10 protein-coding genes are annotated in these 11296 nt (G+C 40.4%); all 10 read left to right on the top strand.

Annotation, left to right across the window (positions count from 1 at the left end; genetic code table 11):
- Positions 1–196: 196 nt before the first annotated feature.
- The 10 genes from BCU94_RS02485 to gloA all read left to right on the top strand — a co-directional run bounded on the left by BCU94_RS02485 (position 197) and on the right by gloA (position 11203).
- Entirely contained in the window at positions 197–2098 is a 1902-nt protein-coding gene (locus BCU94_RS02485; RefSeq protein WP_102475527.1) for a GGDEF domain-containing protein, read from the top strand.
- Positions 2099–2235: 137 nt separating this feature from the next.
- On the top strand, positions 2236–2814 hold the full coding sequence (rsxA, locus tag BCU94_RS02480; protein ID WP_076536414.1) for an electron transport complex subunit RsxA: 579 nt from the start codon (positions 2236–2238) through the stop codon (positions 2812–2814).
- A 2-nt stretch (positions 2815–2816) separates the two neighbouring features.
- Positions 2817–3434, top strand: a complete 618-nt coding sequence (rsxB, locus tag BCU94_RS02475; protein ID WP_102475526.1) for an electron transport complex subunit RsxB — start codon at positions 2817–2819, stop codon at positions 3432–3434.
- A complete protein-coding gene (gene rsxC / locus BCU94_RS02470) occupies positions 3428–6061 on the top strand; it encodes an electron transport complex subunit RsxC (protein WP_102475525.1) in 2634 nt (877 codons plus the stop codon). Before rsxB ends, rsxC begins: the two co-directional genes overlap by 7 nt.
- 2 nt (positions 6062–6063) lie before the next feature.
- A complete protein-coding gene (rsxD, locus tag BCU94_RS02465) occupies positions 6064–7113 on the top strand; it encodes an electron transport complex subunit RsxD (protein ID WP_102475524.1) in 1050 nt (349 codons plus the stop codon).
- A 12-nt stretch (positions 7114–7125) separates the two neighbouring features.
- Entirely contained in the window at positions 7126–7761 is a 636-nt protein-coding gene (gene rsxG, locus BCU94_RS02460; RefSeq protein ID WP_102437228.1) for an electron transport complex subunit RsxG, read from the top strand.
- Positions 7754–8449: an electron transport complex subunit E gene (locus tag BCU94_RS02455; protein ID WP_076536406.1), complete on the top strand. Its 696-nt coding sequence runs from the start codon at positions 7754–7756 to the stop codon at positions 8447–8449. Before rsxG ends, BCU94_RS02455 begins: the two co-directional genes overlap by 8 nt.
- Before the next feature lie 3 nt (positions 8450–8452).
- On the top strand, positions 8453–9094 hold the full coding sequence (gene nth / locus BCU94_RS02450; protein WP_102475523.1) for an endonuclease III: 642 nt from the start codon (positions 8453–8455) through the stop codon (positions 9092–9094).
- Between the two features lie 309 nt (positions 9095–9403).
- Positions 9404–10459: an acyltransferase gene (locus BCU94_RS02445; protein ID WP_241904946.1), complete on the top strand. Its 1056-nt coding sequence runs from the start codon at positions 9404–9406 to the stop codon at positions 10457–10459.
- A 333-nt stretch (positions 10460–10792) separates the two neighbouring features.
- Positions 10793–11203, top strand: coding sequence for a lactoylglutathione lyase (gene gloA, locus BCU94_RS02440; protein ID WP_102437219.1), 411 nt, complete (start codon positions 10793–10795; stop codon positions 11201–11203).
- Positions 11204–11296 lie beyond the last annotated feature (93 nt).

Below are 11296 nucleotides of genomic sequence, written 5' to 3'. Positions count from 1 at the left end.
AGTCCAGTCCGGGGAGCCAAGATTTACCTCTAGCATATCATCATGTTATATCTCACGTTTTTAGTTTAAAACCCTCTCCTTTTATGTCTTTTTCTATTACAATTTAATACAGTTATATTTCTTTTTTAAGTTTATAATACCTTGAGTACATTATTCTCATTAAACTCAAGCATTTAAGACAGGAAACGGATCATTCATGGGCTTATCAAAATCTTTCCAGTTAGTACTTTTTGTTATTTTTGGTCTGTTATTATTTCGTATTTATGACCTTGAAAATAAAGAAATGCAACGCCAAGGCCATATTGCAATTGAAAATTACAAGCACCAAATCAATTCAATTACAGAATGGAATAGTGATGGACAGGCACTCTTTCAGCAATTAAGCGAAAATTTTAGCTTCCAATTTTTCCAATACATCCACAGTACTGACAGTGATAATAACTTTACCTATGGAACGTTAGCTAAAACTGACGCCGACTTTGAAGATAAAATTTTTTCTATCGAATTAGGTCATATTAATACGTTTGCTGACGCTCGCCTGCAAGTCCGGTTAAACACGAGTTCAGTTATCACCACAAGCTTTGTTAACCTTGAAAAAGCAGCGAGTCTGACCATTTTAGCGTATTTAGTTATTATGCTGAGTTTTGCGCTGTTAATGCATGTGCACCGCAGAGGGATAAAGTATGCATCTGATTACATCAGTAATATTTCTAGTCTGTCATTTCAAGCTGTAGAAACCTCAAGATTAAAAGGCTCGCTTAAACCCATAGGTATTGCTCTTGAAAAGAGCCGAGGCGAATTAAAAGCCAGCATCGACAGTTTTCATAACAAAAATGATACCCTTACCAAAGCCGCTTATCAGGATGCTGTCACCGGCTTTTCAACCCGAAGACGCTTTGACGATCAAATAAAATCTATTTCGAAATCAGATAAGCAGCAATTTGGCGTGCTTTGTATTGTTAAAGCTGCTGAACTTGCCAGTATAAACCAGTTGCAAGGACGTGAAGCTGGCGATGATTATTTAAATAAAATTGCGACTTGCATCAGAACAGCTGGCTCTAAGATGGGAGTCAATGAATTTTACCGGGTATCAAGCAGTGATTTTGCATTATTTATTCATGGTATTACGACAAAAGAGTCTGAGCGATTTTTAGATAACCTAAAAAGAAGCTTTGATGAATATGCCCAAACCATTGAACCCGATAATATTGCCAATGCCGGTTTAGTCCCTTTTGAAAACCAGTTTGACCCTCACGCGCTATTGGTGTTCGCGGATACCGCAGTCAGCATCGCGCAAACATCTGGCCTTAACAGATACCATATTCTTGAAAAATTCAATGGTAACGAACAATTAGGCGATAACCACTGGAAAGTAACCATCAATGACCTCATTAACCGCAAAGGGGTTAAGTTTTTTCAACAACCAATCTTACCTTGTAATAATCAAGTCGATGTTTATCGTGAGTTATTTGCCCGTTTCTTTAATAATGAAGGCTCCAATTTACCTACAGCCAGTGTGGTCGCAATGGCTGATCGTCATCGATTAAATATCGATTTGGATAAAATGCTCATCGTTCATTGCATACAATTACTCAGCACCAATCCAAGCCTTAAGGGTAATTTTGGCGTCAATATTAGTGCCTCATCTGCTACCCATGAAGTCTTTGTGTCTTGGTTAACAGATATTTTATCTAGCCACCGCAGTGTTGCTGCAAGATTAATCTTTGAAGTCAATGAATCAGGTATGCAGAAGAACTTAAATGCAAGCCAACGCTTCGTTAATGAGATGCACAAAGTTGGCGTTAAGGTTGCCATTCAACAATTTGGATTAGGTTTTTCATCTTTCAAATTCTTTAGGGAAGTAAAACCCGATTTTATCAAGCTTGACAGCAGTTATAGCGATAAGATTGATCAAAACAACAACAATAAATTCTTCATAAGAATGATTGTTGATATCTCCAAAAGAATTGGCATAAAAGTGGTCGCTACAGGCGTAGAAAAGCAAGAAGAGAAACTAACACTTGAAAAATTACTCGTTGATGGCTTACAAGGTTATTACATTGCCAGACCAGAAATTATCGCGAAAACAGATAAATAAATAACCAATGTAAGACCTTTATTCAAAAAAAGGGTTATTATTTACATAACCCTTTTTTTTATCCGTTGTTAAACCAGCCTAAACCCTAGATAATACTGCTAATCTCTTAAAGAACTCTCATATAGAAAAGTGTAGTAATGACAGACTATCTCTTACTGTTAATTGGCACAGTGCTAGTTAATAATTTTGTATTAGTAAAATTCCTTGGACTATGCCCTTTTATGGGGGTATCTAGCAAGTTAGCTTCTGCCATCGGTATGTCCATGGCAACAACTTTTGTACTCACATTAGCATCTATACTTAGCTACTTAACCAACGAATTTTTACTTGAGCCTTTTGGTATCACCTATCTAAAAACCATGAGCTTTATTTTGGTCATTGCTGTTGTGGTGCAATTTACTGAAATGTTAGTACAAAAAACCAGTGCCTCTTTACATAGAGCATTAGGGATTTATCTCCCGCTCATCACTACCAACTGCGCAGTACTCGGTGTCGCCCTACTTAACGTCAATGAAGATCATAACTTTATTCAATCTGCAGTATATGGTTTTGGTGCAGCGGTTGGATTTTCTTTAGTACTAGTATTGTTTTCAGCCATGCGCGAACGCTTGGCGGCGGCTGACGTGCCTTTACCTTTTAAAGGTGGTGCTATTGCCATGATTACCGCAGGCATAATGTCGCTTGCCTTTATGGGATTTGCGGGGCTAGTTAAATAATCATGTCTAGTATTGCAATCGCTGTCATTGTGCTAACCATCTTAGCCTTAATATTTGGCTTAATTCTTGGTTACGCTTCAATTAAATTTAAAGTCGAAGGAAACCCTATTGTCGATCAAGTAGAAGCCCTGTTGCCGCAAACCCAATGCGGTCAATGTGGCTATCCAGGCTGCCGACCATATGCTGAAGCTATTGCCAATGGTGATAACATCAATAAGTGCCCGCCTGGTGGCACTGCGACTATGGAGAAACTTGCGTCATTAATGGGAGTTGATCCAGAGCCATTAAACGAAGTAGCTCAGGAAACGGTTAAAAAAGTCGCCTACATCAGAGAAGATGAATGTATTGGTTGTACTAAATGTATTCAAGCCTGCCCAGTAGATGCCATTTTAGGCGCGGGTAAACTGATGCACACGGTTATTACTAAAGATTGTACCGGCTGTGATTTGTGTGTAGAGCCTTGTCCAGTTGACTGTATTGATATGATCCCAGTTGAACAAAACCTAAAGAACTGGGATTGGAAATTATCTTCTATCCCAGTCACGCTTATTGATATTGATCATGTTAAAAGCTCAAAAGCAGCTAAAGTAAACGATGTAAACGAGGAATCTCAGTGCTAACTTTATTAGAACAAATTGATAAAGGGACTTTATGGCATTCTCCAGGTGGAATACACCCTCCACAACTTAAGACTCTGTCTAATACTCAAGCTGTACGCCAACTCCCCTTAGCAGCTCAATATAGAGTACCGCTGCCTCAAGTCGGTGATTGCGCTCGTTTAACAGTAAAAGTCGGCGAGCAGGTACTCAAAGGGCAAATGCTCACTGATGGTGAAGGCTTTATGTACCTTCCTGTACATGCGCCTACATCTGGTCAAATTATCAGTATTGAACAGCATGCAAGTAATCATGCCTCTGGTTTACCTTGTTTAACTTGCACCATTGCCGCTGATGGTCAAGATACTGCTGCGGTATTTTTGCCTGCGACATTGACAGAACTGAGTAACCAACAAGTTATTGAGAAAATTAAGCAAGCTGGCATCGCGGGTATGGGCGGCGCAACGTTTCCAAGTCATATAAAACTTAATCCAGCCAGTGAAATTGATCTTGTGATCATTAACGGTGTTGAGTGTGAACCTTATATCACCTCTGATGATGTGTTAATGCGTGAATACGCAACTGACATCATCAAAGGCATCGAAGTCATCGATTATTTGTTGAAACCTCAACGGATAATTATCGCTATCGAAGATAACAAATCACAAGCTGCTGCAGCGATGAAGACGGCGTTAGCAGCCTTTGAATCCTTAGCAAAAATGACTCGTATCACCATCATTCCAACTAAGTACCCCTCCGGTGGCGAAAAGCAGTTGATTCAAATTGTGACCGGTAAAGAAATACACACAGGTAGCATTCCGGCCCAGCAAGGTATTGTGGTGCACAATGTCGGCACCGCCTTTGCGATTCAAGATGCTGTGTTAAATGGTAAACCTCTGATTGAGAGATTAGTGACCATCACGGGTAATCAAGTATCACAACCAGGCAACTATTGGTTACCTATCGGTACACCGATCACCCATGCACTCAAGCAAACACAAACGCCAGTCAAAGACACTAATAACATAAGTGCTAAAGTCATCATCGGTGGTCCTATGATGGGTTATGCACTGCCCAATACTGATGTTCCAGTATTAAAAGGAACAAACTGCATATTGGTACCAAGCAGTGATGAAATCGCCCCTGATGTCGATGAAAAAGCCTGTATCCGCTGCGGAGAATGTGCTGTTGTCTGCCCAGCTCTGTTGTTACCGCAACAATTATTCTGGCATGCAAAAGCCCAGGAGTACGATAAGGCCGCTAGCTTTAATTTAAAAGATTGCATTGAATGCGGCTGTTGCAGCTATGTTTGCCCCAGTGATATTCCACTTGTTGAGTATTATCGCATTGCCAAATCAGCGCTTAAAAATGAAGCGGAAGAAAAATTCCAAGCTGAACAGGCTAAAATACGTTTTGAAGCCCGCTTGCAACGCCTTGAAGATGAAAAGCGTGCCCGCGAAGAAAAATCAAGACTCGCAGCAGAAAAACGTAAAGCTGCTATGGATAGCAGTAAAAAAGATGCTGTTGCAGAAGCAATGGCGCGTATTGCAGCCAAAAAGCAAGCAACGGCAACACCCGCTGCAGAAACCAATAACAATAGTGCCACTACAGATAAAAGTGCAGCAGTTAAAGCCGCTATTGCCCGAGCAAAAGCTAAGAAACTCGCCAGTGCAGTTCCAGCTGATGCTAATGACACGCCTGTAACTACTAGCACTGTTACTACTAGCAGTGAACCTAGCAACACAGCTACAGACAAAAAATCACAAATCGCCGCAGCAGTTGCACGTGCAAAAGCCAAAAAGCTCGCTGCAACAAGTGCAACTGATGATGTCTCAGCCTCTGTTCAAGCCGCTAACGAGCAAGTTGTTAGCGAAGTAACAGAAGTAACGTCAGAAGCAGTTGACGACAGAAAAGCGAAAATTGCGGCTGCCGTTGCACGAGCTAAAGCCAAAAAGCTCGCAGCAACAGCTGCAACAAGTGCAACTGATGATATCTCTGCCTCTGTTCAAGTAGCTAACGAGCAAGTTGTTAGCGAGCAAGTTGTTAGCGAGCAAGTTGTTAGCGAAGTAACAGAAGTAACCTCAGAACCAATTGACGACAGAAAAGCGAAAATTGTGGCTGCCGTTGCACGAGCTAAAGCCAAAAAGCTCGCAGCAACAGCTGCAACAAGTGCAACTGATGATATCTCTGCCTCTGTTCAAGTAGCTAACGAGCAAGTTGTTAGCGAAGTAACAGAAGTAACGTCAAAACCAATTGACGACAAAAAAGCGAAAATTGCGGCTGCCGTTGCACGAGCTAAAGCGAAAAAGCTCGCTGCAACAAATGCAACTGATGATGTCTCTGCCTCTGTTCAAGCTACTAACGAACAAGCTGCTAACGAGCAAGTTGTTAGCGAAGTGACAAAAGTACAGTCAGAACCCGTTGACGACAAAAAAGCGAAAATTGCAGCCGCTGTTGCTAAGGCCAAAGCGAAAAAACTTGCGCCTAAACATGACGCTGAAAATGAAACTGTATCAGCGCCAGCAAAGCTTAAAGAAGAGCCTGCTCCAACAGAAGCTACTGACGACAAAAAAGCACGAATTGCAGCTGCAGTTGCTAAAGCAAAAGCGAAGAAGCTTGAAAATCAGCGTAAGCTGAGTGAAAAGGAATAAACATGGCATTTAAAATAGCTTCATCTCCACATGTCAGTACCACACTGCAGACCAATAAAGTCATGCTGCGTGTTGCCTACTGTTTAATTCCGGGTATTTTAGCCCAAACCTACTTCTTTGGTATGGGGACTTTGGTACAAATCATTATTGCCGTAGTAACAGCCTTAAGCGCTGAAGCTTGCATAATGAAGTTACGTAATAAATCAATTAAAACAGCCTTAGCAGATAATAGTGCCTTAGTTACAGCTTTATTGATTGCCGTTGCCATACCGCCCTTAACACCTTGGTGGATGACGGTTATAGGCTGTCTTTTTGCTATCGTGATCGTAAAGCATTTATATGGCGGGCTAGGTAATAATATCTTTAATCCTGCCATGGCTGCATATGTTCTGTTACTGGTTTCGTTTCCAGTGCAAATGACCTCATGGGTTGCACCTGCAGAACTTGCTAGCAATCATGTGGGCATTATTGCAGCATTAAATTCAATATTTGAATTATCCAATGTGGATATTCATTTATATCGCCTTGGCATCGACGGTCATACTATGGCGACACCGTTAGACACATTCAAAACTGATTTATCTATGGGGTTAACTAGTGCCGAAAGTTTACAGAAGAATGTTTTTGACGGCATAGCAGGTGTTGGCTGGTTTTGGGTCAATATTGCGTATTTACTTGGTGGCCTTGTGATGTTAAAGCTCAAGGTGATCCGCTGGCAGATCAGTACTGGCATATTATTAGCGATATTTATCTGTGCAGGTGTGGGATTTTTATTGAATCCAAGTACTCATGCTAGCCCATTACTGCATCTGTTTTCTGGTGGCACCATGTTATGTGCTTTCTTTATTGCGACCGATCCTGTTACCGCTGCAACCAGTCCCCGGGGCAGATTGTTATTTGGCGCTATCATAGGCGTGCTTATTTTTGTGATTAGAACCTATGGTGGTTACCCTGATGCGGTCGCCTTTGCAGTTTTACTTGCCAATATGTGTGCCCCATTTATTGATTACTACATTCGTCCGCGCTCATACGGCCATAGAGCAGGAAATTAAACAGGATTTATTATGTCTAATATTATTACACGAAATGGCCTGATACTTGCGATATTTGCTTTGTGTTGCACTGGTTTAGTGGCAAGCGTGAACTATTTAACTGCAGACAGGATTATTGACCAGCAACGCAAGCAACTTACACGCGTGCTGCAACAAATCATACCTCAAGCAATGCATGACAATGCATTAACTGACGATTGTATTGCCGTGATTGATGAAGCATATTTGGGCAGCGATCAATCGTTATCAGCCTATATTGCTAAACAGGGCGATTTACCTGTTGCAATGGCCATTGAAGCCATTGCCCCTGACGGTTATAACGGTGATATCAAGCTTATTATCGGTGTCGATAACGACAACACCCTACTAGGCGTAAGAACCTTAGCACATCAGGAAACACCTGGCTTAGGTGACAAAATTGATTTAAGAAAATCTGACTGGGTTTTAGCCTTTGCTGGGTTAGTTTTTAATTCAAACGATAAACCATTAGGCGTTAAAAAAGATGGTGGTAACATCGACCAATTTACAGGGGCTACCATTACCCCAAGAGCTTATGTCAAAGCGATTAATAATGCCCTAACCTATGTTAAAAACAACAGGCAAATGCTTTATAGCACCGTAAACCAATGTGGACGAGATCATGACTAATTACCGCGAAATAGCTTGGCAAGGATTATGGAAAAACAATCCCGGATTGGTTCAGTTATTAGGCTTATGTCCGTTATTAGCTGTAACAGCTACGGTAACTAATGCTTTAGGCTTAGGTGTTGCCACACTGCTAGTGCTGGTTGGTTCTAATGTACTGGTATCATTGGTGCGCAACTTTGTTCCAAAAGAAATCCGTATTCCAGTGTTTGTGATGATCATTGCCGCACTAGTAACCTGTGTTCAGCTGTTAATAAATGCTTATGCCTATGGCTTATACCTTTCTTTAGGCATTTTCTTGCCCTTGATTGTCACCAACTGTGTGATCATTGGCCGAGCAGAAGCCTTTGCATCACGCAACAATGTTAGTAGCGCTGCTTTTGATGGGCTCATGATGGGACTTGGGTTTACCGCCATTTTAGTGGTGCTTGGCGGAGTACGTGAAGTTCTTGGTCAAGGCACTTTATTTGATGGTGCTGAGCTGCTGTTAGGTGACTGGGCAAGCGCACTGACGATTCAAGTATTTCAACTCGATAGCCATTTTTTAATTGCAATGTTACCGCCGGGGGCGTTTATCGCCATGGGACTGTTAATTGCCCTTAAAAATGTTATTGATGCAAAACTCGAAAGCCGACAACCAAAACAACAAAGCGAAGCCATAGCGCGCGCCAGAATTACCAAGGTTAGCTAATAGATGAACAAACAAAAACGTTATGAAATGTTAACCCGTCTTCGGGACAATAACCCTAAACCTGAAACTGAATTAAACTTTTCATCGCCGTTTGAACTGCTGGTTGCCGTCACCCTGTCGGCGCAAGCAACCGATGTCAGCGTCAATAAAGCCACTGACAAATTATTCCCTGTCGCCAACACAGCTCAAGGAATTTACGATCTTGGCGTTGATGGCTTAAAAACTTACATTAAAACCATTGGGCTTTATAACAACAAAGCGATAAATGTTATTAAAGCCTGTAAAATGCTAATTGATCAACATAGCGGCGAAGTACCTGAAAATCGAGAGGCATTAGAAGCACTCCCTGGCGTTGGCCGTAAAACTGCCAACGTGGTACTCAACACTGCATTTGGCTGGCCTACTATCGCTGTTGATACCCATATTTTTCGTATGGCAAATCGCACTAAATTTGCCATGGGTAAAAATGTCGACCAAGTAGAAGAAAAAATGCTGAAAGTCACCCCTGCCGAATTTAAAGTCGATGTACATCACTGGTTTATTTTACATGGACGCTATACCTGCATCGCCCGCAAGCCTCGCTGTGGTAGCTGTATGATAGAAGACCTTTGCGAATACAAAGATAAGGTTTACCCAGAAGATTAATCATCTAATGTTATCTTTTTAGTACTTTTTATTAGAGCATCTCTACGAACCATTGCCTTCCAATTGGCAATGGTTAAACTGTTAAATACCATCCTGTAAATACCATCCTGTAAATACAATCCCGCGCCCAAATCAGTTAATACTTTTGTATTAATAAAATGTTAATACTGTGATCTATTTTGCTATCATTATAAGCTAATGATACTTGCAGCTATCCGTCATAACCTTTACAGCTAATTCATCTAAATACTCAATGCGTAGCAAGAATTATTTGTGGTTTGAAGCACAACATTTAGAAAAGGACATTTCGTGACACAGAAAGACACAGCTTGGGTTGAATACGCTAAAGCAATAGGCATTATGTTAGTGGTGTATGGACATGTAGCCCGTGGCATTTATCATTCGGGCATAGACTTACCCGTTCCTTTTTACAAACTTGCTGATAGCCTAGTTTATAGTTTTCACATGCCGCTTTTTTTCTTTTTATCAGGGTTATTCTTTGTTACATCATTACAAAAAAGAGGATCGAAAAAATTAGTTTTCAGTAAAATTGATACTATCTTTTACCCCTACTTATTGTGGTCAATGTTACAAGGTTCATTAGAAGTACTTTTACCTAGCTACACCAATGGAAGTCCCTCTTTTACTGACGTCCTTTCACTGTTGTGGGCCCCTAGAGCACATTTTTGGTTCTTATATGCTTTATTGTTAATCTTTGCATTATCGACGCTAGCATATCGTTTATTACCACAACGCTTCAGCGCTGTATTTGGCATTTTCAGCATTATAATGTACTTAACTAGCTCGATGATTTCAGATGATAAAATAATCAATTATATTACTGAAAACACAGCTTTTTTCGCTCTAGGAATTATTTTTTCACTGCATATAAAAACGCAGTGGCTTGATAGCAAATTAGCCCTTGTCGGATTATTTTTGGCTTTCATATTAGGGCAATGGATATTTCACGGTTATCTGTCATTAGAATATCGTGATAGAGGTATACAGTCTTTGTTACTGGCTATAATTTCAATTGGTTTTATCGTTTCTTTATCTATTCATCTGGCAAAATTTAACCTAAGTTTTTTTGCTTATTTAGGTCGCTGTTCAATGGCAATATATCTGATGCATGTTGTTGCGGGCGGAGCCGCTAGAGCACTACTAAGTCAACTAGGCATACACTCTTTTATCGAACAGCTTGTTATCGGTTTTATCTTTGCCCTGTTAGCACCGCTGGCTGTTTTAGTGCTGATTAATAAACTAAAAATACCTTATATGTTTTCAGCACCATTGTGTTCTTGCTTAGCTAACATATTTGCTAAAGCTGCAAAATTTACCCATAAAAAGAAGCAAACAGGTACTTAGTTTGACCAAGTCAAATTTAAGGCACAAAAAAACCGCTATAAGCGGTTTTTTGTGAATATTTTCAGCAAGTTTTAAAACATTGATACAAAAAATGCGCTGAAACATACTGCGATTACTACTGAGGTACCAAGAGCCATTTTTAGTTCTGTTGTCATTATCTTGTCTCCAAATGAATATAAGTTAATTTTAGCTTTTAATAATTATTTTCCTATTGTTTAACAACAAAACTGTGAACTAAAACGTAAATTTTAACCTGAAATCAATTTTATATCTCAGATGAAAATTTGTTATGCTTGAACAGTTACTTACATACATTCAATTATAGAGAATATTATGTCACAACTTCTTCATACCATGATCCGTGTCGGCAACCTTGACCGTAGCATTGAGTTTTATACCCAAGTTATGGGGATGAAATTATTACGAAAATCAGAAAACAAGCAATATCAATATACCCTCGCCTTTGTCGGTTATGGGGATGAGTCAACTGGACAAGCTGTAGTTGAATTAACTTATAACTGGGGTACTGAGAGCTACGATTTGGGTACAGGTTTTGGGCATTTAGCTATTGGCGAAGAAGACATATACGCCCGCTGTGAAGCCATTGCAGCTGCTGGCGCCAATATCACTCGCGCACCAGGCCCTGTTGCAGGTGGAAGCACCGAAATTGCCTTTGTAGAAGACCCAGATGGTTACAAAATAGAACTCATCCAAATGAAGTCAGCGACTCAGGGCTTAGGTTAAAAATCAGCAAAAAATTAGCTTAATGGTTAGAATAACTATCTAACTAAGATTGTCACTTGGTGACAATACAAAAAAGCCAGTGTTAGCTGGCTT

Source organism: Shewanella sp. 10N.286.52.C2 (assembly GCF_002874545.1).
In the GTDB taxonomy this organism is placed as follows: domain Bacteria; phylum Pseudomonadota; class Gammaproteobacteria; order Enterobacterales; family Shewanellaceae; genus Shewanella.
Note: the sequence above shows the minus strand (reverse complement) of the source record. Positions and strands in the feature narration are given on the sequence as shown.

Coding starts and splice junctions, on each gene's coding strand:
- BCU94_RS02485 (WP_102475527.1), top strand. CDS start 197: ATGGGCTTATCAAAATCTTTCCAGTTAGTACTTTTTGTTATTTTTGGT.
- rsxA (WP_076536414.1), top strand. CDS start 2,236: ATGACAGACTATCTCTTACTGTTAATTGGCACAGTGCTAGTTAATAAT.
- rsxB (WP_102475526.1), top strand. CDS start 2,817: ATGTCTAGTATTGCAATCGCTGTCATTGTGCTAACCATCTTAGCCTTA.
- rsxD (WP_102475524.1), top strand. CDS start 6,064: ATGGCATTTAAAATAGCTTCATCTCCACATGTCAGTACCACACTGCAG.
- rsxG (WP_102437228.1), top strand. CDS start 7,126: ATGTCTAATATTATTACACGAAATGGCCTGATACTTGCGATATTTGCT.
- BCU94_RS02455 (WP_076536406.1), top strand. CDS start 7,754: ATGACTAATTACCGCGAAATAGCTTGGCAAGGATTATGGAAAAACAAT.
- nth (WP_102475523.1), top strand. CDS start 8,453: ATGAACAAACAAAAACGTTATGAAATGTTAACCCGTCTTCGGGACAAT.
- gloA (WP_102437219.1), top strand. CDS start 10,793: ATGTCACAACTTCTTCATACCATGATCCGTGTCGGCAACCTTGACCGT.